Origin of the sequence: Mesorhizobium sp. M1C.F.Ca.ET.210.01.1.1, assembly GCF_004791585.1 — a bacterium.
GTDB lineage: Bacteria > Pseudomonadota > Alphaproteobacteria > Rhizobiales > Rhizobiaceae > Mesorhizobium.
This window is the reverse complement of sequence record NZ_SRUU01000021.1, coordinates 25,910-50,011: the sequence shown is the minus strand read 5'-3', so window position 1 is coordinate 50,011 and position 24,102 is coordinate 25,910. Positions and strand designations below refer to the sequence as shown.

Sequence of the window (24,102 nt, the reverse complement as noted above, 5' to 3'; positions counted from 1 at the left end):
TGCGAAGAGCCCGCAATGGAAACAGGGACGAGCCGACAATGAGCAAGGGCGACAAGGCCAAGCGCAAGAACGGGCTCACCTATGCCGAGGCGGGCGTCGATATCGATGCCGGCAATTTGATGGTCGAGAAGATCAAGCCGCTGGTGCGCGCGACGCGCCGGCCGGGCGCCGACGGCGAGATCGGCGGCTTCGGCGGGCTGTTCGACCTGAAAGCCGCAGGCTTCACCGACCCGGTGCTGGTCGCGGCCAATGACGGCGTCGGCACCAAGCTCAAGATCGCCATCGATTCCGGCAAGCACGATACGATCGGCATCGACCTCGTCGCCATGTGCGTCAACGACATCGTCGTGCAGGGTGCGGAGCCTTTGTTCTTCCTCGACTATTTCGCCACCGGCAAGCTCGATCCCGACCAGGGGGCGGCGATCGTCGGCGGCATCGCGCAGGGCTGCCGGCAGGCCGGCTGCGCGCTGATCGGCGGCGAGACCGCCGAGATGCCCGGCATGTATCACGACAAGGACTACGACCTTGCCGGCTTTGCCGTGGGCGCGGCCGAGCGCGGCCAGTTGCTTCCCACCGACGACATCGTCGAGGGCGACGTGCTGCTCGGCCTTGCCTCCTCCGGCCTGCATTCGAACGGCTTCTCGCTGGTGCGGCGGATCGTTGCCGCGAGCGGTCTCGCCTGGAGCGATCCGGCGCCGTTCAACGACGAGGTCAGCCTCGCGGAGGCGCTGCTCGAGCCGACGCGCATCTATGTGAAGTCGATCCTCAAGGCCATCCGCAACACCCACGGCATCAAGGCGCTGGCGCACATCACCGGCGGCGGTTTTCCGGAAAACATCCCGCGCGTGCTGCCCAAGGATTTTTCCGCCGAGCTCGACCTCGAGGCGATCGAGGTGCCGCCTGTGTTCTCTTGGCTGGCCAAGACCGGCGGCGTGGCGCCGGAGGAGATGATGCGCACCTTCAACTGCGGCATCGGCATGATCCTGGCCGTCGCGTCCGGCCAGGCAGCCCAGGTTGCGGCGGTGCTGCAGGAGGCGGGCGAGACGGTGACGCCGATCGGCCGCATCGTGCCGCGCCGCGACGCCGGCGTGATCTATCGGGGCTCGATCGGCCTATGAGCAGGAAACGCACGGTCGTCCTGATCTCAGGACGCGGCTCCAACATGACGGCGCTGATCGCGGCGGCCAGCGACCCTGCCTATCCGGCCGAGATCGTCGGTGTCATCTCCGACCGCGCGAATGCCGCGGGCCTCGGCATCGCCCAGGCGCGCGGCATCGCCACCAAGGTTGTCCAGCGCGCCGACCATCCGAGCAAGGATGCCTATGATGCGGCGATCGATGCCGCGCTTGCCGGCTTCGGCGCCGAGATCGTTGCCCTGGCCGGCTACATGCGCATCCTCGGCCGTGGCCTCGTTGAAAAATGGCAGGGGCGCATGGTCAACATCCACCCTGCCCTGCTGCCGGCCTTCAAGGGGCTCGACACGCATGCGCGGGCCATCCGCGCGGGCGTGCGCATCCATGGCTGCTCGGTGCATTTCGTCACGCCCGAGATGGATGACGGCCCGATCATCGCGCAGGCCGCCGTGCCGGTGATGGTCGGCGACAATGAGGACACGCTCGCGGCCCGCGTTCTGAAGGTGGAGCACCGGCTCTACCCGCTGGCGCTGGGGCTGGTGGCGGAAGGCAAGGCGCGGATGGAAAAGGGCCACACCGTGCTTGCCCATTTTGCCGACGACGCAGACAACGCCACCTCGGTGGTGATGGCGCCGGACCCGCTGCGCGAGGAGACCGACCTCGAGCAGTTGGCGCGGATCACGCCGTAGAGGTCCCAATCGAGAGGTGACAGCGTGGCACTTGACCCGGAACCGCTGAACCAACGTTCGCGCGAGGCCGAAACAGACCAGCTGCGTAAAGCATGGACAGAGGGGCTTGAGAGCGGCCGCTTCGCTGCCTTCAACATCGAGAGCAATAAGCAGAAGGCTCGGGCTCGTCTGTCTGGTCCTGATCTATACCGATGAGACAGCTGCTTATCCTGCGCCACGCCAAGTCGAGCTGGGGCGACGCCAAGCTTGCCGATTTCGACCGGCCTCTCTCGGGCCGCGGGTTGAAGACGGCGCCGCTGATGGGGCGCGAGCTTGCCAGGCGACGCTGGCTGCCCGACCTCGCGCTGGTTTCGCCGGCGCTGCGCACGCGCGATACCTGGCGGCTGGTCGCCCAGGAACTGCCGAAGCATTTGCCGGCGGAATTCGCCGAGGAGCTTTATGAGGCTGCGGCTGGCGCCATCCTGGCGCGCGTGCGGCAGGCAAAGGCAAAGAACCTGCTGCTGGTCGGCCACAATCCCGGCCTGCAAACCTTCGCGCTGCGGCTCGCCGGCGCCGGGTCGGATGAAGGGGTGTTCAAGAAGATCGAAGCGAAATTCCCGACCGCGGCGCTTGCCAGGTTCACCGTGAAGGGTGACTGGGCGAACCTCGAATTCGGCGGCGCCCAGCTGACGCATTTCGTCAGGCCGAAGGATCTGGGGTAGACGCCGAAGCTGCCACCTCCCTTTGTGGGGGAGATCGGCGCGTCATCGCTTCGCTCCAAGCAAAAGCGGCGGAACAAGCCCGCCGCGTTTTGTCCTCCGGGAGAAAAAGATCAATTGCCCCAGATGCCCTGGCCGGGATCCGGCCAGCCCTGCGAGGGCGCCGATCCGGTCGTTATCGAGGTGTCGACATTGCCCGGCTTGGCGGACTCGTGCTTGCGCACCGAGGCGGTGAGACCGCGGTCGACGCCGGCGGTCGGTTGATTGGCGTTGTCCGCGCCGTAGTGGTCACTGGCGGCGAAGGCGGAGCCGATGGCGAGAAGCATCGCGGCAGTGGTGAGGGCGATCCTGGTCATTCATGAATTCCTGTCGTCGAGTGTGGATGGGAGTCTTCGAGGAAGGCCGAGCGCTGTCACTTGCCCCATAGGCCTTCGTCGTTGTGCCGGGCGATGATGTCGGCAACCGTATCGCCAGAGCCGGTCGACACCGAAGCCTGGTGATGCGCCATGTCCCGCACGCGGATCGAGGTGGTCGTCACATGGTCAGCATCGGCGTTGGTCTGGTTGGCGCCGTCGGCGCCGTGGTGGTCGCTGCCGGCAGAGGCGCTGCCCATGGCAGCGACAAGCATGGCGGCCGCGACGAATGCGATCCTGGTCATCTCAATGTTCCTTGTCCTGTCGTTTCATCGGCGGCGCCTTGGGAGGATGGCCCCGCTGCCGACAAGACCCGGAACGGCCCGGATTTATTCCCAGGCGAAATCTCTTCCTCGCTGAGCACGTCGAAGCCGCAGTCGTGGCCTCGCCTGGAAGTTCGTTTCGCAAAAACAGATTCAGGCCGACCGACAGCCGGCTCTACAAGAGCAGAGCGGCGGGACAAGCCCGCCGCTCTGAGGTCTGTGGTTCTTATCGGCTTCGGGATCGGGCCGGCTTAGCGGCCCCAGATGCCCTGGCCGGATTCCGGCTGGTTCTGATCGGGGGTGATCTTGAGATCGCGCTGCTCGAACTTGCGGATCGAGCCGGTGATGCTGCGATCGATGTTGTCGCGAGGCGCGGCCGACTGGGTGACAGCCGGCTGGTTGACGTTGTCGGACCCGTAGTGGTCGCTGCCGGCGAAGGCGCTGCCCGTGGCAACGAGAAGGGCCGCTGCGGCAAGAGCAATCTTGTTCATCTCAGGTACTCCGGATTTCAAAAGTCGTGTCCGTCCAGTGGCGTGCCTTAATGGAAATTCGTGTCGCTCGGACCACCCCGAGATGGGTCCACCCTGTTGTCATTTCCAATCACGAAAAAGTGCAAATCGAACCGATCGGTTCGAGATTGAGATCCCGAACTGAAGGCCCAAAGAAGCTGGATTTTCTTTTATTCCCAATAATTTACACATCGTCCTCTGCAACGCTGCGCCGCAATTTGGGAGCCCGGCGTTCACTCGCAATGCACGATCAGTCAACATAATTTGAACCGAACCGTTCGGTTTGATAAAGCGTAAGATGGGCTGGCTGGTCGAAAGCCGGCGCCGCCAGATTCCGGCCGGCGTTTGCCTTGTGAACGGATCGATACTATCGGTTGACGTCGAGGATCGAATTCGGATGCCGCCGCGCGCTCGTCAGGCCGCGCGGCCCCCGGGAGTGAACAACGACAGACCATGCGGCTCCTGCTTGTCGAGGACAATCGCGAACTGGCCGATTGGCTGAGCAAGACGCTGCGCCAGGCAAGCTATGTCGTCGATGTCGTCCATGACGGCGAGGACGTCGAGCACGCGCTGGCGGCCGGCGACCATGCGCTGATCATCCTCGACCTTGCCCTGCCGCGCATGGGCGGCATGGAGGTGCTGAAGCGGTTGCGTGCCCGCGGCAATGCGGTGCCGGTGATCGTGCTCACCGCCAATGCCAGCCTCGACGGGCGGGTCAAGGGCCTCAACGAAGGCGCCGACGACTATCTGGCGAAACCCTTCCAGATCGAGGAACTGGAGGCACGCATCCGCGTGCAGCTGCGCCGCGCCAACGACCGGACCGCGCCCGTCATTTCCTGCGGCGATCTCGTCTTCGACACCAACACCAGGTTGTTCTCGCTCGGCGGCGAGCAGCTCTCGCTGACGCCGCGCGAACATGCGGTGCTGGAGCAGCTTGTGGTCAAGGCCGGGCGCACCGTGAGCAAGGCTGCGCTGTCGGCGGCGATCTATGATTTCGAGACCGACGCAGACCCTAGCGCGATCGAGATCTATGTGCACCGCCTGCGCAAGAAGCTGGAAGGGTCGCGCGTCCAGATCGCCACCTTGCGCGGCCTCGGCTATCTGCTCCGCCATGAAGACTAGGGGCCATGAAGATTAGGGGCCATGAAGATTAGCAGCCTGCGCCTGCAATTGCTGGCCTGGGTGGTGCTGCCGCTGGCCGCGCTTGCGACCGTCAACCTGTGGACCAGCCAGCGCAACGCGCTGGCGACCGCGGACCTCGTCACCGACCGCATGCTGGTCGGCTCGGCGCGCGCGATCGCCGAGCAGGTGGCGATGGCCGACGGAGTGCTCGACGCCACCATTCCGCCGGCGGCGATCGAGATGTTCGACACCGGCGACCGCGACAGCGTCTACTACCGCGTCGAGACTGCGAACGGCCGGCTGCTGACCGGTTATCCGGACCTGCCCGAGGCGCCGCAGAGCGGCAGCATCGAGGCTTCCTATCGCGACCACCCGTTGCGCCTCGCAGCGCTCAGCCATGCCGTGATCGGCGCCGGCGCGGATTCGCCGATCAAGGTCACCGTCGGCGTCACGCTTGCCGGCCATGACGCGATGGTCAAGCGGCTGTGGCTCAGCGCCTTCGCCCAGCAGCTTGCGCTGGTGGCGATCGCCGGCGTGTTCGTGCTGCTCGGCCTGCGCCGCGGCCTGGCGCCGCTGCTGCGGCTGCGCGATGCGGTGCGCTCGCCGGACCGGAGCGATCTCGACCCGGTCGAGGTTCCCGGCGCGCAAAGCGAGATCCGGCCGCTGATCGACGCGCTCAACGCCTATATGGAACGCGTGCGAGCGCAGATGGCGGCGCAGCGCCGCTTCATCGCCAACGCCGCGCATCAGCTGCGCACGCCGCTGGCGCTCTTGTCGACGCAGGCCAGTTATGCGCTGCGCGAAAACGCCGCCGACCAACGCCGGGAAGCGCTCGTCGCCTTGCAAGCGAGTTCCGGCCGGCTGGCGCGGCTCGCCGAACAGCTCTTGACCCTGTCGCGTGCCGAGCCCGGCAGCCGGCGGCCGCGCGCCGACCGCATCGACCTCACCGAAGCCGCCCGCCAGGTGCTGGAGACGCATGCGCCGAAGGCGATCGAGCGCAACATCGACCTCGGCCTCGATGAAACCGGCCCGGTGCCCGTCATCGGCGACGGCACCATGCTGCGCGAGATGATCGTCAACCTCGTCGATAACGCCCTGCGCTACACGCCGACTGGCGGCGCGGTCACCGTGAGGCTGGCAGCGATCGATCGCGAGGGCGTGCTGACGGTCACCGATACCGGCCCCGGCATTCCGGCCGAGGAGCGGGATCAGGTCTTCGAGCGCTTCTACCGCATCGCCGGCGCCACCGAGGAAGGCAGCGGGCTCGGCCTGGCAATCGTACGCGAGGTGGTCGAGAATGCCGGCGGCAGTGTCGCGCTTGGCGACGCCGCCGGCGGCGGGCTCAAGGTGGAGGTGCGGCTGCCGCTGGCCGCACCCGATGACAGCCCCGTCAAGTCCCCTGCTCGTTGAACGGCGCCGGCCGCCACTTCACGACATAGTTCTCGAAGCGGGTGATGAGGAATTCCACCACCAGCGCCATCACCGCCAGGATGATCATGGCGGCAAAGACGCCATTGGCGTTGAAGGCGCCCTGCGCGGTCGAGATCAAAAGGCCCATGCCCTGCTTGGCGCCGAGGAACTCGCCGACCACGGCGCCGACCAGCGCGAAGCCGAAGCTGACATGGAGGCTAGCGAGGATCCAGCTCATCGCCGACGGGATGATGACGGTGGTGGTGATCTGATAGGGCGAGGCGCCGAGGATCTGGGCGTTGGCGATCATCGCCCTGTCGGCCTCGCGCACGCCCTGGAAGGCGTTGGCAAAGACGACGAAGAACACCATGACGACAGCCAGCGCCACCTTGGAAGCCATGCCGAGGCCGAGCGCGATAATGAAGACCGAGCCAAGCACCACGCGCGGCACGGAATTGGCGATTTTGATGTAGATCGAAAAGACATCCGCCAGGAGCTTGTTGCGGCCGAGGATGATGCCGGCGGCAATGCCGCCAATGGCGCCGATGGCGAAGCCGAGGAAGGTTTCTTCCAGCGTCACATACATCTGCAGCCAGAGCGGTCCCTGCGAGGTGCCCTCGGTGACCCATGACCAGATCTGCTCCCAGATGCCGGAGGGGCTGGAGAAGAAGAACGGATCGATGACACCGTAGTCGGCGCCGAGTTCCCATAGCGCGAGGAAGACGATCAGGATCGCCAGCCGCAGGCCGATGACCAAGGCATGGCGGCGGCGCAGCCGCGCCCTCGCCCGGGCTTCGGCGGCGACGATCGAGGTTGCGCGGGCGGCGGCCTGGTCAGTGGTGGGAGAGATGACGGTCATGGCAAGTCTCCTTTCAGCGCAATTCCAGGAAAAGTGCCAAGCGGTTTCCCGTTTGGAATTGCGAAAAACAAAAATCATTGGAGCGGGTCAGCGACCCGCTCTAATGGCCGGTTTGCAGGCCGCGGCTCTGGCCGAGCTGCACTTCCTCGCGCAGGTCGTTCCAGATCACCTTGGCGATCTCGATGAATTTCTGATCGTAGCGGATGTCGGCCATGACGCGCGGACGCGGCAGGTCGATGCGGTAGACGCTTTTCACCGTGCCCGGTCCGGCGGTGAGCACATAAACCTTGTCGGCCAGCGCCACCGCTTCCTCGAGGTCGTGGGTGACGAAGACGACGGAGGATTTCAATTCCGACCAAAGGCCCAAAAGCTCGTCCTGCATGGCGGTGCGGGTCTGCATGTCGAGCGCGCTGAACGGCTCGTCCATCAGCAGGATCTTGGGCTGATTGATGAAGGTCTGCGCCAGCGCCACGCGCTTGCGCATACCGCCCGAAAGCTGGTGCGGATAGTGCTTCTCGAAGCGGGCGAGGCCGACGCGGGCGATCCAGTCGCGCGCCCGATCATAGGCCTGCGCCTTCGGCGTGCCGCGATAGAGCGGGCCGGCGGCGACATTGTCGATGACGCTGCGCCACGGAAACAGCGCATCCGCCTGGAACACGAAGCCGATGTCGCGGCTGATCTCGGTGACGGGATTGCTCATGACGCGGACATTGCCGGTGGTCGGCCTGAGCAGGCCGGTGACGAGGTTGAGCGTCGTCGACTTGCCGCAGCCGGTCGGCCCGACGACGCAGGCGAACTCGCCGCGCGCCACCGTCATGGTGAAATCGCGGATCGCCGTCATCATGTGGCCGTCGGGGGTGACGAAGCGCAGCGTCACGTCATCGATGGCGATCGCGGCATCGGCCGGCGGCGCGGCCTGGGACAGCTTCTCGGCTGCCATGGTTTGCAATTGCATGGCACACTCCTGTGGCGATGGTGCGAGGATGCCTGCGGCTTGAGCCCCTTAGGCTTGCCGTGCCTCGGCATCCGGAAAGGCGCCGCTGCCGAATTGATTCAGGCAAGCGGCGCAAGCTCTTGTTTTTCAACAGGCGGCCAGGAAAAGCCGCCCGTCGTCCGTGCTACTTGGCGGCGTCGACGAATGCCGTCGTATAGGTCTTCGACAAGTCGATCTGCTTGCCCTGCAGGCTCTTGGAGAAGGTCGACAGGACCTTGAGCACCGTCTCCGGGCCATCGGCGGGCATGCGGCCGTCGGGCGTGAACATCGCCTTGCCGCCGGCCAGGCCCTGGACATAGAGATCCTTGTTGCCGGCGTAATAGTCCTTCGGCATCTGGTTGGCGATCTCCTCGGCCGAATGGCTGGCGATGTACTTCATCGTCTTGACGAAGGCGTTGGCGAGCTTCTGCGCCTCCTCCTTGTGGCTTTCGATCCAGGCAGACTGGACATAGAAGGACGCCGCCGGATAGTCGCCGCCGAGCGCTTCCCTGGTCTTTTCGGGCGTGCGCATGTCGACCAACACCTTGGCCTCGCCGGTCTGGAGCAGTCTGGCGATGGTCGGCTCGGTGGTCATGCCGGCCTGGATCTGATCCTGCTTGACGGCGGCGATGAAGGTGTTGCCGGCGCCCACCGGCAAAAGCGTGTAATCGCCGGGCTTCAGGCCGTTACGCACAGCCAGATACTGGGTCAGGAAGTCGGTCGAGGAGCCGAGGCCGGTGACGCCGAGCGTCGCGCCCTTGAAATCGGCCGGCGACTTGATCTCCGGGTGCTTGGCCGAGACCAGCTCGACCTCGCCGGGCGCCTGGCTGAACTGAACGATCGACTGGATGTACTTGCCCTTCGACTGCAGGTCGACGGTGTGGTCATAGAAGCCGACGACGCCCTGCACGGCGCCCGCCAGCAATTCATTCTCGGCCTCGACGCCGGCGCGGGAATTGATCAGCTCGACATCGAGCCCCTCATCCTTGAAGTAGCCGAGCTGCTGGGTCAGCACGGCCGGCAGATAGATCTGCTTTTCCATGCCGCCGACGATGATGGTGATCTTGTCGGCAGCCGATGCCGCCGTGGCGCCCGTGGCGACGATGGCAAGCGTAAGCGCCGCCGAACGCAAGATGCATTTCGAGATGAAACCGGTCACGTAACTTCCTCCACCTGGGCGGCGCGCCCTCCAGGCTGCGCCGCATCTCCTCCTTGCCGGCCGCTCCCGGACCGGTCACGTGGCGAACGCCACAAAACTGTCATGGCATGCCCAAGCTTTCAGCTGGCTTTCAGCCGTTTTGACGGCCGAACGGACGAATTCCGGGGCGATTGCCGGTCACGAAGCGGCGAAGCCGAGCACATCGCGCATGTCGTATTCGCCGGGCGGCCGTCCGGCAACCCAGAGCGCCGCCGCAATGGCGCCGCGCGCGAACATCGAGCGGTCGCCGGCCGAATGCGAAAGCGTCAGCCTCTCGCCCTCGCCGAGGAAGCCGACCGAATGCTCGCCGACGACGCTGCCGCCGCGCAGCACGGCAAGGCCGATCTCGCCGGCGGGGCGCGGGCCGATGACGCCGTCGCGGCCGCGCCGCGCCACATCGTCCAGCCTGACGCCGCGCCCGCGCGCGGCCGCCTCGCCCAGCATCAGCGCCGTGCCCGACGGCGCGTCGACCTTCATGCGGTGATGCGCTTCTACAATCTCGATGTCGCAGTCGTCGGCACTGAGCACCCTCGCCGCCTGTTCGACCAGCCCGGTCAGCATGTTGAGCCCCATTGAATAGCTGCCGGAACGCACGATGGCTATTGTCTTCGCAGCCTGGGCGATCGTCTGCAGTTCGGCGGCATCGAAGCCGGTCGAGCCGATTACCAGCGCCGGACCGCCTCGCGCGGCACAGGCTCTCGCCAGTTCCGCGGAAGCTGCCGGCGAGGTGAAGTCGATGACCACATCGGCAAGCGCCAGCGCGTCATCCCGCTCCACCAGCCCCTCGCCCGCGCTGCCCGGCCGATGAAAGCGGGCGGCGAGTTCCAGCCGCGGATCGGCCGCGACGGCCTCCGCCATCTGCCGGCCCATGCGGCCGAGCGCGCCGGCAATGGCTGTCTTGAGCGGCTGCTGCATGGCTAATCCTGTTGAAAGGCGAGTCGGAACAAACCTCTAGCACGCCGCCTTGCCAAATTGATTCAGCCGGGTGCTGCGCCGTTCGTCTTCAGCATCATGCCGGCGATCTCCTTGGTCAGCTTGGCGGCGACGAGTGCGGTGATGTTGGAGAGGTCCTGGCGCGGATTGTATTCGACGACATCGGCGGCGACTATTCGTTGGTCTATTCCCTGGATCAGGCCGATCACCTGGCGGGTGGTTAAACCGCCTGGCTCGCGATGGGAGATGCCGGGCGCGAAGGCCGGATCGAGAGCGTCGATATCCATCGAGATATAGACGGGCGTCTCGAGGTCGAGCCGCAGCCCTTCCTTGAAATGTTGCATCTCCACCACCTCGACGCCGAAGCGCTTGAACTGCTCGCGGTGGTGATCGTTGACGGTGCGCAAGCCGATCTGGATCAACCGGTCGGCCAGCCGCTCCTCCATGATGCGGGCGAAGGGCGAGGTGTGTGAGCGCAGATTGTCGCCATAGGAATGATAGATGTCCGGATGCGCGTCGATGTGGACGATCGTCAGGCTCGGATGGCGCCGGCGAACGGCACGCAGCACCGGCCAGGAGATGGCGTGGTCGCCGCCGAGCGAGATCAGCGGGTGGCCGGCATCGAGCACGCGGCCGACCTCGCTTTCGATCCGCTCCCACGAGTCGCCGGCTTGGGTGAAATCGATGTCGCCGTAGTCGACGAAACGGTCAGTCAGATCGAAGCCGGTTTCCGACCATGAGGTGTAGGCGTCGCTGGCGAGCTCGCGCCGGATCAGCGGCGGCGCCTCGGCCGGTCCACGCAGCCAGGACGAATTCTCGTCATGCGGAATGCCTAGAAGCGAGACCTTGGCCACGACATCCTCCTCGTTACGAAGACAGGGTGCCTCTATAGACGCCGGACCTGGCCGGCGCGACCGGAGGCGCTTGGGCCAGATCGCAAGGCTTGCCTCGGACGGGGGCGAGCCACGGGCGAATGTGAAGCGCCATACTCATCATCGCCTGTGCGATGTGCTACTTTAGCGTGAGTGTCCGGCCGCGACGCGCCGCCCGGACCGGGTCCGAGGGGGACGCCTATGTTTCGGCCAGTGCATGTCCTGATACTTTCCTGCCTCGCTGTTCTTGCCTGCCTTGCAACGGCGCCGCTTGCCGGCGGAGCATTCGCAGCCCAAGCATCTTCCGACAAACCCGACGATGCGGCGAAGAAGGCCGCGCTCGCCGAGGCGATCAACACCTGCGACCGTGGCGCCTCCGTGCCGCTCGACCCTGAGGCCAAGGCGCCGCCGGTGCAGTATGGCGCGCTTTTCCCGTTCGATATGAACCTCAGCAAACTCAAAGACCTGGCCGACAAATGCCAGGCGGCGATGCTCGGCGCGCCACAGGAAAAGCGGCTGACGCTGCAATGGCTGAGGGTCGAAGTGGCACTCGACCAGCCAGGGCTGACCTTGCTCCTGCCACAGGTCAAGCTGCTGGCCGATGGCGGCAGCCCCGAAGCGAATTTCCTCCTTTACGAGTTCTACTCGGTGCATCGGCGCGACAGCGCGGATGCCGGTGCGCCGCCGGTCACGCGGGCAATGGCGCTCGACGCCTTGCAGAAAGCCGGCACCGCCGGCCACCTCACCGCTCTTTTGACGCTGCTGCGCCAGTATACCGACGGGCCGCTGCTGCGCCGCGACGCGCGCAAGCTGGTCGAGACTGCGCAGCGCGTCATCGACGCTCCGGTCCAGGGTCAGTCGCCCGGGGAATGGGACAGCCAGTTCCGCGCCGCCATGCCGCTTTCGATTGCGCGCACGACACTGACGGCGGACGGCTTCACCAGCGACGAGCAGCAAAAGGCCTTTCACGCCGTCGAGACGGACTCGCAGGCCGGGACCAACGGTTCCGGACGATCCGCTCTCGCCTACATCAAGGCGCTGCGGCTGGGCCGCGGAACGCAGCAGGATGCGGCGAAGGCCAGGCAGTTGCTGGAGGCGCGCGCCGGTCAGGACGACGACGCCATACCGATGCTGGCCGACATGTTGGCCAAAGGCGAAGGCGGTCCCGTGGACGGCAAACGCGCCATCGCCCTGCTGCGCCCAGTCACGAAGAACGTTGCCGAAGCCCGGCCGATGCTGGCCGGCCTGCTGCTGGACGGCAAGTTCGTCGGCCGTCAGCCGCGGGCGGCGATCCAGTTGCTCAATGCTCCATGGGATCTCGACGCCAGCATCCGGCTTGCGGACCTGCTTCTCGACTATGACGGCGTGCAGGTCGACTATCCCGATCTGCTGGTCGAACGCCTGAGCGATGGCGCCGATGCCGGCGAGCCCGGCGCGGCGCTGGCGCTGGCGCGGCTCGAGCTTTCGGACAATCAGCAGTTCAAGAGCGAGGACCAGGCGCGCGCCATGCTGAAGCCACTGGCGGATGGGGGCGACCGCGACGCGCTCTGGCTCTACGCCTCGACGCAATATGCCAATCTCGATTCGACCAGCTATCGGCCATCGCGCCGCGAAGACGGCCTGAGCGACGATCAACTGAAAGCCCTGATCGACCAGGGCCAAGCCAAAAAGGAGCCGCAGGCCTATCTGCTGCAGGCCAAGCTCTTGCGTCGCGGCGTGGTCTACCCGCAGGACGACGCGAAAGCGACCGCGATGCTGATCAACGCCGCCAACCTCGGCAGCGTCGAGGCGATGGTGCTCCTCGGCGACGCCTACGACAACGGTCTCGGTGTCGACAAGAGCCCGCGAGAGCGGCTCCATGCGTGGCGCGAGGCAGCGCGGCTCGGTTCGCTCAAGGCAAAAAGCAAGCTCGCAAACGCTTTCACCTTCGACAGTTTCGACAGGCTTATGACGCTGCGCGAAGGCATCACCGACCGTATTGCGCTTTACAATGACGGCGTCGGCAGAATGGGCGCCGGCGTGTTCGGCGGCGGTGCCGACATCGAACTGAGCGGCCTGTTTTCCGGACCGGCCTCCAGCGCTGGAACGGCGGCGGTCGCCGCTGCCGTGATGGACGCGTTTCGCGAGGCGCCGGCTGGGCTCGAGGAAGAGAACCTGGTCGGCATCGGCAAGGCGCTGCCGGACGAAATCCGCGTTGCGATCGAGACGACGCTGAAGAACGAAGGATTTTATGCGGGCGAACCGAAGGGCTATTTCGGCCCGGACGCGCGCAAGGCACTGGCTGACTGGGTCGACGCGAAGGGCCCGCTGGCGGACGCGCCCGGCCCGCAAGCCGCGGGGGCGCAGCAGGCAGCGCCGGCCACCGACCTGCTCGCCGGCGAAATCCTCAACCGCGTCCGCGACAAGGTCTTCACCCAGGCGCAGGCCGCCAAGACCGAGAAGCAGAAACTTGCCTCCATCAAGCAGCTCGACATGCTCGCCCGCTACGGCGACCTCCCCTCGCGCTGGGCGCTGGTGCGCAACTACCATCAGGCAAAGGCCATACGAGCGATCGTCACGCCCGACCAGGTCACACGTTATGCGCTGGACCTGCTGGTGTCGAAGCCCGACGGCGTCGACAAGCCCGAGTTCGAGTTCATCTTCGACCTGACGCAGATCGCGAAGGAGCGGAAGTCGCGCGCGGTGGGCAGCGCCACCCTTCAGGCGATCCGCGACGATCCGCGCCTGCAGGATCCGCTGACGCTCGGCGCCATCATGGAGCAGTTCGCCTACGCGCCGGATGCCTGCAGCTCCGTGCTCGACGCTGCCCGAAAAGCCGGCGTCGCCGGGATCGGGGCGGATGGCTGCGACGAGGAAACACGCACGGCATTGATCGCCTATGCCAAGGACAAGGGCGCATCCGGCACCGATGCCGCGGCCCGCAAGGCGGCCGCAGAAGAGATCAAGACGCTGGACGCCCAGGCCGCGAAGTAATCAGAGCGCCCTGAGCCACACCTTGTTGTCGTGGAAGGCGGCGCCGCCATAGGGCGCCGGGGCGTCGGCGCCGGTCAGCACGTTGATGCCCTCGCCGCGCTCATGCGCGCTGTTCGGCCAGATGCCTTCGGCCACGACCACGCCGCGCTTCACGCCGTCGAAAAGCTTCGCGTGCAGCACGAGGTCGCCGCGCCGGTTGCCGACCTCGACGCGGCCGCCATCCTCGATGCCGAGCACGGCCGCATCCTCGGGATGCAGCAGCAGCTCGGGCCGGCCTTCCTTGGCCTTCGACACCGGCGTCTCGGCGAAGGTCGAGTTCAAGAAATTGCGCGCCGGCGAGGTGGTCAGCCGGAACGGATGCTCCTCGTCCGCGACCTCGATCAAGTCGACATGGTCCGGGAATTCAGGCAGTCGCTCGACCGGGCCGAACAGGCCCATGCTTTTCGGCGGCCGGTTGGGCGCCGACTGTCCGGTCCAGTTGGCGCGGAAATGGAATTTTCTGTCGGCATGGCCGAAGCCGTTGATGAAATGTGCGTCCTCGAAGTCGGGCTGCAGGTCGACCCACTTCTGTTCTTTCAGGCTGTCGAAACTGCCGATCCCGCGCTTGCCGAGGATGATGTCGATATGCTCCTTCTCGGTCAGGCCGAAGCCCGGCCGGTCGCCGACGCCGAGGCGCTTGCCGAGTTCCTCATTGACATAGTGGTTGGTGCGCGGCCCTTCCGGCGGATCGATGAGCTTGGGACCAAGCGTGATGTGCTGGTTGCCGCCGCCCTTGTAGACGTCGTCATGCTCCAGAAACATCGTCGCCGGCAGCACGACGTCGGCGAGCATGGCCGTGTCGGTCATGAACTGCTCGTGAACGCAGGTGAAGAGATCGTCGCGCAGGAAACCTTGCTTCACCAGCCGCTGCTCGGGCGCGACATTCGCAGGATTGGTGTTCTGGATCAGCATCGCCGTCACCGGCGGGCCGCCGTAGAGCGCGTCCTCGGCGCCGGTCAGCACCGGGCCTATGCGCGAATGGTCGAGATAGCGGATGTTCGGGTCGCGCATCGCGGTGCCTTCCAGCACATCCTGGTTCAGCTTGAAGATGCCGGAATTGGAGTGGAAGGCGCCGCCGCCCTCATACTGCCAGGCGCCGGTGACGGCGGCGATGCAGGAAGCAGCGTGCATGTTGACCGAGCCGTTGCGCTGGCGCGCAAAACCGTAGCCGAGGCGGAAGTAGGTCTTCTTCGTCGTGCCGACGAGATGCGCGAAAGCCTCGATATCGGCGACATTCAAGCCGGTGATGGCTGCCGCCCATTCCGGTGTCTTGGTCCGAAGATGCTCTTCCAGCCCGCGCGGGTCGTCGGTGTATTTTTCGAGATAGGCGCGGTCGGCCATGCCATCGCGGAACAGCACATGCATGACCGCGCAGGCGAGTGCGCCGTCGGTGCCGGGCTTCAAGACCAGGCCGAGGTCGGCCTGCTTCATCGTCGCGTTCTCGTAGATGTCGATGACGACGATCCTGGCGCCGCGTTCCTTGCGCGCCCTGGTCGCGTGGGTCATGACATTGACCTGGGTGACCACGGCATTGGTGCCCCAGATCACCACGCAGTCGGCCTTCGCCATCTCGCGCGGATCGGGACCGCGCAGCGCGCCCGCCCCCATCATCCAGCCGGTCCAGGCGAGATTGGTGCAGATCGAGCTGAAGAAGCCCGAATATTTCTTCGCGTGGCGCAGCCGCTCGATGCCGTCGCGCTGCACAAGTCCCATCGTGCCGGCATAGTAATAGGGCCAGACGGTCTCCGAGCCGTATTTCTCTTCAGCTTGAATGAACTTCTCTGCCACGAGGTCGAGCGCCGCTTCCCAGCTCGCTTCCTTCCAGAGGCCCTCGCCCTTGCCGCCCGCGCGCACCAGCGGCTTCAGCAGGCGGTCGGGATGATGGACGCGATCGGCATAGCGCGCGACCTTGGCGCAGACGACGCCGGCCGTGTAGCTGTTCGCCTTGGCGCCATAGACGCGGCCGATGCGGTTTTGGTCGAGCAGCTCGACCTCGAGAGCGCAGGTGGATGGACAGTCGTGCGGACAGGCCGAATGGCCGATTCGGAGCTTGGCGTGCTGGTTCATGGCGCCTGTCTAGCGGCTTTCAGGCGCGGCGTGTAGGTCCAGGTTGGGCGCGGATTAGTGCTGGCTTGCGAGGATGTGCTGCGCGGCGGGGTGAAGGCAGGATGTTCTTTGCGAGGCGTTGCAACTGCCTCCCCTTCTCCCCTTGTGAAGGTGGCCGAGCGAAGCTCGGTCGGATGAGGGGTGTTGGACGGAGTGAGGCACTTACAACGCAAGCGCTTGTAAATCCTTGCCTTTCTAACCCCGCGTTCCTTCCAGAACCCCTCATCCGTCTCGGCGCTTCGCGCCGATCCACCTTCTCCCACTAGCGGAGAAGGAAAGGCCCCCCTCACATCCCGAACCAGCGCGCGCGACGGCTGGATCCGAAATGCTCCTTGTCGGCGCGCAGCGCGAGCGAGGCTTCGTGGTAGGTGCCGGTCGGCTTCGGGCCGGAGAAGAAATCGACCTCGACCTTGCCGATGCGGCCGCCGCCGAACTCGATGTAGCAGGTGCCGAAGCCGTCATACTTTTTGGCCGTGCCGCTGTTGGTGAGCTTCACGATCAGGTCGCTGGCGACGGCGCGCGCGGCGCCCTCAGCGAAGACGCCGGCCTTCGGCGTACCGGTGTTGGCGCCGTCGCCCACTGCATAGACGCCGGCATAGCTGGTCTCCAAGGTCCGCGGATTGACCGTGATCCAGCCATTCTCGGTCATGCCGCTGGCAATCACCACGTCGGGCACGCGGTGCCTGGGCACGCCGAGGAACAGGTCGAACTGCATCTCCACCCCGTCGTCGAGGATCGCCACCTTCCGCGCATTGTCGATGGACGCGACGCGGCGGCCCGGAATGAAGCCGATGTTGCGCTCGACGAAGGCGGCGACCAGCGCGCGCGAGGTTTCCGGCGACGGCGGCACCGGGCTCGGCAACGGCAGCACGAAGTTGATCTCGCAGTCGCCGCGCACGCCGCGCTTGACCAGATAGTCGTGCAGCATGAGCGCGCATTCGCTGGGCGCCGGCGGGCATTTGTAGGGCGCCCCGCAGACCCCGACCAGCGCCCTCCCCCTGGTGAAGGTGGGCAGTGCGTCGCGCAGGCGCTCAGCGCCGGCGACGGTGTAGAATTCGTTGGCGCCGGCGAGCCCGGGCGTGGCGTCGAAATCGTAGTCGGCGCCAAGCGCCACGACCAGGAAATCGGCCTCGTGAACGCCGGCATCGGTGGTGACGCGCCGCCGCTCCGGATCGATCGACGTGATCGTCTGCCTGAGCAGGCGCACGCCCGGCTTGGCATAGTTGGAATAAGGCAGGCGCACCTGGTCCGCGGTCTTGTGGCCGAACATGACGTCGAGCTTGGAAAAGCCGAAGATGAAGGCGTCGCTCTTGTCGATCAAGGTGACGTCGATGCTGGCACCGAAGGTCTCGGACAGCAGGCTGGTGAGTTCGAGGCCGCCAAAGCCCGCCCCAAGGACGAGGACGCGCGGCTTGTTGGAAGTGTTCATGGTATCCTCTCGTTGTTTGCCTGGAGTGACGCGCGTCGTAGCCGGAGCTCCCTATGACCGGTGCCGGAGCGTGGCGGCGTCCTCGGCGAAGATGACGCTGAAGAAGCCGTCGATCATTGTCAGCGTGTCGGCATCGCTCATGCCGGGCAGCGCCGGGAAGTCGCCCTCCAGGTCCACCTTGGTCCTGCCGCCCATCGGCGTGTACCTGTGGGTGAATCGCGCGCCGTCGAAGGCGCCGCCGGTGAGCCTGGTCTCGATGCCGCGCGGCGGGTCCAGCCTGTGCTCGACCTGCATGGCGAAGGTGGTCCCGTCCGGATTATAGACCTCGGCGTCGAGGGTGACGATGTTGCCGGCCACGCCGGCAAGCCGGTGGCTCTTGAAGGCCATATGCCGGTGGTTGCCGGCGCTCATATATTGGAACAGCCGCTCCGGCGTGGTGTCGAAGAGGGCGATGGCGGGCTTGCTGTAGTGCACGGTCATTGCGGTCAGCTCCTCCAATGGTTCTTGGGCACGCGGCCGGGAAGGGTCTCGCCGCTCCCCGGCCGCGGCTCAGGCGGCCGCGGCTCAGGCGTGCGGCTGCGGGACGATGCGGATGTAGGGCTTTGGCGCCTTCCATCCGTTCGGGTAGATCTTGGCCGCCTCGTCGTTCGACACCGAACCGGCGATGACGACGTCCTCGCCCTGCCGCCAGTTGACCGGCGTCGCGACCCGGTGTTTCGCGGTGAGCTGCAGGGAATCGATGACGCGCAGGATCTCGTCGAAGTTGCGGCCGGTGGTCATCGGATAGGAGATCAGCAGCTTGACCTTCTTGTCGGGCCCGATGACGTAGACGTTGCGCACCGTCTGGTTGTCGGCCGCGGTGCGGCCCTCCGACGTGTCGCCGACAGTCGCCGGCAGCATGTCGTAGAGCTTGGAGATCGCAAGCGTCGGGTCGCCGATCATCGGGTAGTTCGGCGCGTGGCCTTGCGTCTCCTTGATGTCCATAGCCCAGCTCTGGTGCCGGTCGACGGGGTCGACGCTGAGCCCGATGACCTTGACGTTGCGCTTGTCGAATTCAGGCTTGAGCTTGGCCATGTAGCCGAGCTCGGTGGTGCAGATCGGGGTGAAATCCTTGGGGTGGGAGAAGAGGACGCCCCAGGAGTCGCCGAGCCATGAATGGAAGCTGATATGGCCTTCGGTCGTTTCGGCTTCGAAGTCCGGAGCGGTGTCGTTGATGCGGATGGACATGGTGAGTTCTCCTCTATGAATGGGTTGACGCGCCCATACTGACCGGCCGGCGTTCCTCCACCGTTCCCCGAACGCGCTCCGCCTGTGCCGCCCCTTTCAATCGGGGCCGAAGCAGGATTATGGTGGGCCGGGGACCTGGGGAGACGACATGCGTGTAGAGGTGGATCTGCTTGGCCAGTTCCGCGTGTCCGTCGATGGACGCGCGGCTTCCGCGGCGACGTGGCGGCGCACGAGCAGCGTGACGCTGGTCAAACTGCTGGCGCTGGCCCGGCGCCACCGGCTGCACCGCGAGCAGGTGATGGACGCGCTGTGGCCCGATCTCGAGCCCGAGGCGGCAGCCGGCAATCTGCGCAAGGCCGTCCACTTCACCCGGCGCGCGCTCGGCGCGCATGACATCATCGCCCTCGACGGCGAGATCGTGGCGCTGGCGCCGGGCGCGGAGCTTGCCGTCGACGCTGCTTTGTTCGAGGCCGAGGCGACGGCGGCGCTGCAGGCCAACGATCGCGCGGCCACGGAACGGGCCGCCCGGCGCTACGGCGGCGAATTGCTGCCGGAAGACCGCTACGCGGAGTGGGCGGACGAGCCGCGCCAGCGGCTGCGCGAGCTTTATGTGCGCCTGCTCGAGGCGGCCGGTCTCTGGGAGCGGTTGCTGGCGGTCGATCCCGCCGACGAACGCGCCGCGCGGGCGCTGATGCAGGCATCCCTCGACGCCGGCAATCGCGGCGAGGTCGTGCGGCAATTCGAGCGGCTGCGCGAAAGCCTGCGCGTCGATCTCGGCGTCGGCCCGCAGGCGGCGACTGTCGCCATCTACGAGAAGGCGCTGGCGCTCGGCGGGGCGCAGCCGACCGGGATCGCCGAGCGCGTGCGCGGGCTTCTGGCCTGGGGCATCATCCAGCTCAACAGCGGCGACTTCGGCGATGCCGGCCGCAAGGGCACGGAAGCGCGCACGCTGGCGATCGCCGCCGAACTCGGGCGCGAGGTCGGCGAGGCAAGCGCGCTGATCGGGCTCGCCGCGCACATGCAGGGGCAATGGCAGGAGCTTTTCCAGTCCGAATTCGTCGACTGGGTTCGTGGCGCGCCGAGCGTTGCCTCCAACGTCTTCGACGGGCATCTGTGCCTGGCGGAATTCTGCCTCTATCGGGCCGGCGGCCATGAGCAGATGGCCAGGGCGGCGCGCGAGCTTCTCGGCATCGCCGAGGCCGCCGGATCGGTGCCCGGCCGCGTGCTTGCCTCGCTGATCCTCGGCGAGGCTGAACTGTTCTCCGGCCGGCTCACGGCGGCAGAGGAGCTGCTCGTCAACGCGGCCCAGCTCAGCGCCGAAACGGGTGCCTCCTTCGGCGAGGCGCTGGCGCTGCATCGGCTTGGCGAAATCGCGTTGGCGCGCGGCCAGAAATGGCGCGCCGGCCGGCTGCTGCAGAAGGGATTGCGCCTTGCCGGATCCACGTGGCTCGCCCCGCATCTGCTGATCCGCTTCCAGGCGCTGGCCGTCGAGGCTGCGGCGACCCAATCGCAGGCGATGGAGGCGATCCGGCAAGGCGATCGCCGGCTCGCCGAAAAATGCACCTGCCAGCCCTGCTCGATGGGCTTTCGCGTGGCGTCCTCGATCGCGCTGGCCGAGGCCGGCGAGCTCGACCAGGCGAGCCGGCGTATCGACGAGGCCGAGCGGTTGGCCGGCATGTGGCAGGGCGGACCGTGGGTCGCCGCCGTCTGGGAAGCGCGTGGCGTGCATCGCCAGGCGCGCGGCGAAAGCGACCAGGCGTCGGCGTTGTTACGCGAGGCCGCCGCGCGCTACGCCGAGATAGGCCGCCCGCGCGACCAGGAGCGCTGCCTGGCGCGGGCGCAAGCGGTGGAGGTGAGGCTGGCGGGGTAGAAGCTCAGCGCCTCTCCTTCTCCCCTACTCAGCGATCCCCTCCTCATACTCCGCAGACATGGTCAGCCACTTGTCCTCGTTCTGCGCCAGTGTGTGGGCCAGCTGCGAGCGCTCCTTGGCCAGCCGCGTCGCGGTCGAGGGGTCCTTCTCGTAGATCGCCGGGTTGGCGAGCTCGTCCTCGATCAGGTCGATGCGCTTGCGGATGCGGTCCATCAGCGCCTCGGTGGCGCGGATCTCCTTGGCTAAAGGCTCGAGCGCCGAGCGCCGAGCGGCGGCCTCGCGGCGGCGGTCGGCCTTCGACGTCTTGTCCGCTTCCTTCTGCTCGCGGCGGTTGGAGGAGACGCCGGTGACCAGCGTTTTATAGTCCTCGAGGTCGCCGTCATAGGGATTGACCGCGCCGTCCTTGACCAGCCAGAGCCGGTCGGCCGTGGCCTCCAGCAGGTGCCGGTCGTGCGAGATCAGGATCACCGCGCCCGGAAAATCGTTGAGGGCATGGATCAGCGATTCACGGCTGTCGATGTCGAGATGGTTGGTCGGTTCGTCGAGGATGAACAGGTTCGGTCCCTCGAAGGCCGAAAGGCCCATCAAAAGGCGCGCCTTCTCGCCGCCGGAGAGGTCCCTGGCGGCAGTGTTCATCTTCTCGGTCGACAGGCCGAACTGGGCGACGCGGGCGCGCACCTTGGCTTCCGGCGCATCGGGCATCAGCCGGCGCACATGCTCGTAGGCGCTTTCCTCGGGCCGCAGATCGTCGAGCTGGTGCTGGGCGAAGATCGCCACCTTCAGCCCCGGCGCGACGGTCATCGTGCCGGTCTCGCCCTTCAGGCGGCCGGCGAGCAGCTTGGCGAAGGTCGACTTGCCGTTGCCATTGGCGCCAAGCAGCGCGATGCGGTCGTCGGCATCGATGCGCAGCGTCATCTTCTTCAGCACCGGATTGTTCTCGGCATAACCGACATTGACGCCGTTGAGCGCCACGATCGGCGACGCCACCGTCTTCACCGGCTCGGGGAACGAGAACGGCCGCACCGTGTCATTCACGATAGCGGCGATCGGCTTCAGCTTCTCCAGCGCCTTGAGGCGCGACTGCGCTTGCCTCGCCTTCGAAGCCTTGGCACGGAAGCGCTCGACGAAGGATTCCATATGCTTGCGCTGCGCTTCCTGCTTGACGCGGCTCTTCTCCTGCAATTCGCGCTGCTCGGTGAGCTGGCGCTCGAACTGGTCGTAGCCGCCGCGCCAGAAGGTCAGCTTCTTCTGATCGAGATGGACGATCGAGTTGACGGCGCGGTTGAGCAGGTCGCGGTCGTGCGAGATCAAGAGCACGGTGTGCGGGTATTTGGCGACGTAGTTCTCCAGCCACAGCGTGCCTTCGAGGTCGAGATAGTTGGTCGGTTCGTCGAGCAGCAGAAGGTCGGGCTCCGAGAACAGCACGGCCGCCAGCGCGACGCGCATGCGCCAACCGCCGGAGAAGGACGAGGCTGGACGCTTCTGCGCGGCGTCGTCGAAACCGAGGCCGGCCAGGATGGTGGCGGCGCGGGACTCGGCCGAGTGCGCGTCGATGTCGGCGAGCCGCGTGTGGATCTCCGCGATGCGATGCGGATCGGTGGCGGTCTTTTCCTCTTCGAGCAATGCCTGACGCTCGACATCGGCCTTGAGCACGATCTCGATCAGCGGCTCCTCGGTGCCCGGCGCCTCCTGCGCCACCTGGCCGATGCGGGTGTTCTTCGGCAGGCTGATCGAGCCGGTCTCGGACGGAAAGTCGCCGGTGATCGCCTTGAACAGCGTGGTCTTGCCGGTGCCGTTGCGCCCGACGAGACCGGCCTTGGTGCCGGCCGGCAAGGTCAGCGAGGCATGGTCGAGAAGCAGGCGCCCCGCCATGCGCAGCGAGAGGTCGTTGATGATAAGCATGGCCGGGCTTTTGCACGGGACATCGGCGCTCCGCAAGAGCCAGGCGGCGGATGAGACTCGCCGCGCGCAGTCCGCGGCCATCCGGCAAAGCCCGACAAAGTCCCGCAGAACTGGAACTAGTTGCCGGCTGGAGCGTTTGGGGCCCCGTGATCCGCAATTTCGCCCTCGCCTTCATCTTCTTCCAGGTCGCCACGACGGCAGCGCTGGCGACGCAGGTGGTCCTGTTCGAGGACAGTACGGCGCCGGCACTGCCAATCTCCCGCCTCGCGGGAGAGAAGGTCGGCGGGCCGGCACGCGCGACGCAACACCTGCTGATCCAGATTGATACCGGAAGCAATCTCAGGCATCGCCTGTGAATGACTGAGAGGCCGGCGGGACAGCGCCCATGCTCTGCCCTGCCCGTGCTCCGCAGCAACTGCGCAGCAGCTACGGAGGGTGGACCGAGCATCTCGCCCCGCTGGGGAGACTGTGCGCCGCTTCCGTCGGTCACCACCTGCTCACACTTTGCTTGCCACGTCACCGGTTTGACGTTGATTGCTGCCATCGTCTCAACCTATGCTGGCGGGAGCGGCGGGCTTGCAGACATCATGAGGTGCCTTCAATGAAGCGATTGCTCCACGCCGCCGGCCTCGCTGTGCTTCTCACCACGCCCGCGGCCCATTCGGCAGCGACGGACTGCGCGGCGGCGAAGACGCAGGCCGACCTCGCCACCTGCACGGCTAAGGACACGGCCTCGGCCGACGCCGCGCTCAACGCCGCCTACAAGGCGCTGTCGGGACACCTCGCACCCGCCGACCAACAGCGCCTTCGCGACGCGCAGCGCGCCTGGATCCCGTTCCGCGACAAGGAATGCGCTTTCCGCACCAAGCCCTATGCCGACGGCTCGGTGTATTCGAGCCTGGTCGAAACCTGCAAGGCGGAACTGACCCAGGCCCGGCTGGCGCAGTTGCAGCACCAGTTGCAATGTCCGGAAGGCGACCTCTCCTGCGTGCCGCAAACCGCCGGCGGCGCCAAGCCCGCAGCCCCTGGCGCCAAGCCTGCGACGGCTGGGGCCGCTCCTGCCAAGGCAAGCCAGAACGACGCGCGGCCGTGCGTGCAATCGGCCGGCAAGGCGAAGTCGGACCAATATGTCTCGCAATGCATCCAGGTATCGCCGGCGACACATCCGCCCTGCAACGGACAGAACGCGTGCAGCATGATGATCGACGAGATCAAGCGAGGCTGCGCCATGATCGGCAGCGACAACCCGCCTGCCTTCTGTTCCGCCTATAAGGACTGAGCAACACGGCGGCCGTGGCCGTTCGGCCCCGGCCCGCTGCCGCCAATCAGCTGACAATGACTGTTCTGACGCGGAAAGACGAAACCAGCCAACCAAGACACCGCAAGTTTCGCGTGAGCGTATATTTGTGTGGCAGACATCGATACCACCCAAACAAGGTACTGAAATCTGTTGGGCCAGGCGTGATGCTTATCGAAAATTGATT

The 24,102-nt window shown here is 66.2% G+C and carries 22 protein-coding genes; 9 read left to right on the top strand and 13 right to left on the bottom strand.

What is annotated here, in order from left to right; translation table 11 throughout:
* Positions 1-38: 38 nt before the first annotated feature.
* The 3 genes from purM (at position 39) to EN853_RS22035 (ending at position 2,523) form a co-directional block, all read left to right on the top strand.
* A complete protein-coding gene (gene purM, locus EN853_RS22045) occupies positions 39-1,118 on the top strand; it encodes a phosphoribosylformylglycinamidine cyclo-ligase (RefSeq protein WP_127861481.1) in 1,080 nt (359 codons plus the stop codon).
* A complete protein-coding gene (purN, locus tag EN853_RS22040) occupies positions 1,115-1,822 on the top strand; it encodes a phosphoribosylglycinamide formyltransferase (RefSeq protein ID WP_127861482.1) in 708 nt (235 codons plus the stop codon). The genes purM and purN overlap by 4 nt, the downstream gene beginning before the upstream one ends.
* Before the next feature lie 191 nt (positions 1,823-2,013).
* Entirely contained in the window at positions 2,014-2,523 is a 510-nt protein-coding gene (locus EN853_RS22035; RefSeq protein ID WP_127861483.1) for a histidine phosphatase family protein, read from the top strand.
* A gap of 110 nt (positions 2,524-2,633) precedes the next feature.
* Here the strand turns inward: EN853_RS22035 and EN853_RS22030 are convergent, their stop codons facing one another.
* From EN853_RS22030 to EN853_RS22020, 3 genes are all read right to left on the bottom strand, one after another.
* A complete protein-coding gene (locus tag EN853_RS22030; RefSeq protein ID WP_127861484.1) occupies positions 2,634-2,876 on the bottom strand; it encodes a DUF680 domain-containing protein in 243 nt (80 codons plus the stop codon).
* 56 nt (positions 2,877-2,932) lie between these two features.
* The gene (locus tag EN853_RS22025) at positions 2,933-3,178 is read right to left on the bottom strand and encodes a DUF680 domain-containing protein (RefSeq protein WP_127861485.1); all 246 of its coding nucleotides are present in this window, start codon (positions 3,176-3,178) and stop codon (positions 2,933-2,935) included.
* A 269-nt stretch (positions 3,179-3,447) separates the two neighbouring features.
* Complete coding sequence (locus tag EN853_RS22020) at positions 3,448-3,687, bottom strand: DUF680 domain-containing protein (RefSeq protein WP_127861486.1); 240 nt, start codon at positions 3,685-3,687, stop codon at positions 3,448-3,450.
* A gap of 471 nt (positions 3,688-4,158) precedes the next feature.
* On the opposite strand from EN853_RS22020, the gene EN853_RS22015 reads away from it, so the two are divergent.
* Together EN853_RS22015 and EN853_RS22010 are read left to right on the top strand one after the other, a co-directional pair.
* The gene (locus tag EN853_RS22015; RefSeq protein WP_127861487.1) at positions 4,159-4,827 is read left to right on the top strand and encodes a response regulator; all 669 of its coding nucleotides are present in this window, start codon (positions 4,159-4,161) and stop codon (positions 4,825-4,827) included.
* A 21-nt stretch (positions 4,828-4,848) separates the two neighbouring features.
* On the top strand, positions 4,849-6,237 hold the full coding sequence (locus EN853_RS22010; RefSeq protein ID WP_127861488.1) for a sensor histidine kinase: 1,389 nt from the start codon (positions 4,849-4,851) through the stop codon (positions 6,235-6,237).
* Here EN853_RS22010 and EN853_RS22005 read toward each other — a convergent pair.
* The 5 genes from EN853_RS22005 to speB form a co-directional block, all read right to left on the bottom strand.
* Positions 6,218-7,096 (bottom strand): ABC transporter permease, encoded by an 879-nt coding sequence (locus EN853_RS22005; RefSeq protein WP_127861489.1) that lies wholly within the window; start codon positions 7,094-7,096, stop codon positions 6,218-6,220. The genes EN853_RS22010 and EN853_RS22005 overlap by 20 nt on opposite strands.
* Positions 7,097-7,196: 100 nt before the next feature.
* Complete coding sequence (locus tag EN853_RS22000) at positions 7,197-8,051, bottom strand: ABC transporter ATP-binding protein (RefSeq protein ID WP_127861490.1); 855 nt, start codon at positions 8,049-8,051, stop codon at positions 7,197-7,199.
* Between the two features lie 163 nt (positions 8,052-8,214).
* Positions 8,215-9,201 (bottom strand): ABC transporter substrate-binding protein, encoded by a 987-nt coding sequence (locus EN853_RS21995; RefSeq protein ID WP_245517150.1) that lies wholly within the window; start codon positions 9,199-9,201, stop codon positions 8,215-8,217.
* Between the two features lie 204 nt (positions 9,202-9,405).
* Positions 9,406-10,182, bottom strand: a complete 777-nt coding sequence (dapB, locus tag EN853_RS21990; protein ID WP_127861492.1) for a 4-hydroxy-tetrahydrodipicolinate reductase — start codon at positions 10,180-10,182, stop codon at positions 9,406-9,408.
* A gap of 62 nt (positions 10,183-10,244) precedes the next feature.
* On the bottom strand, positions 10,245-11,054 hold the full coding sequence (gene speB / locus EN853_RS21985) for an agmatinase (RefSeq protein WP_127861493.1): 810 nt from the start codon (positions 11,052-11,054) through the stop codon (positions 10,245-10,247).
* Between the two features lie 219 nt (positions 11,055-11,273).
* Between speB and EN853_RS21980 the strand changes: the two genes are divergently transcribed.
* Positions 11,274-14,045 (top strand): sel1 repeat family protein, encoded by a 2,772-nt coding sequence (locus EN853_RS21980; RefSeq protein ID WP_127861494.1) that lies wholly within the window; start codon positions 11,274-11,276, stop codon positions 14,043-14,045.
* On the opposite strand, the gene EN853_RS21975 is transcribed toward EN853_RS21980, so the two are convergent.
* The 4 genes from EN853_RS21975 to EN853_RS21960 form a co-directional block, all read right to left on the bottom strand.
* The gene (locus tag EN853_RS21975; protein ID WP_127861495.1) at positions 14,046-16,151 is read right to left on the bottom strand and encodes a molybdopterin oxidoreductase family protein; all 2,106 of its coding nucleotides are present in this window, start codon (positions 16,149-16,151) and stop codon (positions 14,046-14,048) included. It lies immediately after the preceding gene.
* A gap of 325 nt (positions 16,152-16,476) precedes the next feature.
* Complete coding sequence (locus tag EN853_RS21970) at positions 16,477-17,619, bottom strand: FAD/NAD(P)-binding oxidoreductase (protein ID WP_127861496.1); 1,143 nt, start codon at positions 17,617-17,619, stop codon at positions 16,477-16,479.
* Positions 17,620-17,670: 51 nt separating this feature from the next.
* On the bottom strand, positions 17,671-18,099 hold the full coding sequence (locus EN853_RS21965; RefSeq protein WP_127861497.1) for a hypothetical protein: 429 nt from the start codon (positions 18,097-18,099) through the stop codon (positions 17,671-17,673).
* A gap of 84 nt (positions 18,100-18,183) precedes the next feature.
* Positions 18,184-18,846, bottom strand: a complete 663-nt coding sequence (locus EN853_RS21960; protein ID WP_127861498.1) for a peroxiredoxin — start codon at positions 18,844-18,846, stop codon at positions 18,184-18,186.
* Positions 18,847-18,994: 148 nt separating this feature from the next.
* Between EN853_RS21960 and EN853_RS21955 the strand changes: the two genes are divergently transcribed.
* Entirely contained in the window at positions 18,995-20,716 is a 1,722-nt protein-coding gene (locus tag EN853_RS21955; RefSeq protein ID WP_127861499.1) for a BTAD domain-containing putative transcriptional regulator, read from the top strand.
* Positions 20,717-20,740: 24 nt separating this feature from the next.
* Here the strand turns inward: EN853_RS21955 and EN853_RS21950 are convergent, their stop codons facing one another.
* Positions 20,741-22,618, bottom strand: a complete 1,878-nt coding sequence (locus EN853_RS21950) for an ABC-F family ATP-binding cassette domain-containing protein (protein ID WP_127861500.1) — start codon at positions 22,616-22,618, stop codon at positions 20,741-20,743.
* Positions 22,619-22,764: 146 nt separating this feature from the next.
* Between EN853_RS21950 and EN853_RS21945 the strand changes: the two genes are divergently transcribed.
* Both EN853_RS21945 and EN853_RS21940 read left to right on the top strand, forming a co-directional pair.
* A complete protein-coding gene (locus tag EN853_RS21945; RefSeq protein WP_127861501.1) occupies positions 22,765-22,974 on the top strand; it encodes a hypothetical protein in 210 nt (69 codons plus the stop codon).
* A 245-nt stretch (positions 22,975-23,219) separates the two neighbouring features.
* Positions 23,220-23,897, top strand: a complete 678-nt coding sequence (locus tag EN853_RS21940; RefSeq protein WP_167524559.1) for a lysozyme inhibitor LprI family protein — start codon at positions 23,220-23,222, stop codon at positions 23,895-23,897.
* Positions 23,898-24,102 lie beyond the last annotated feature (205 nt).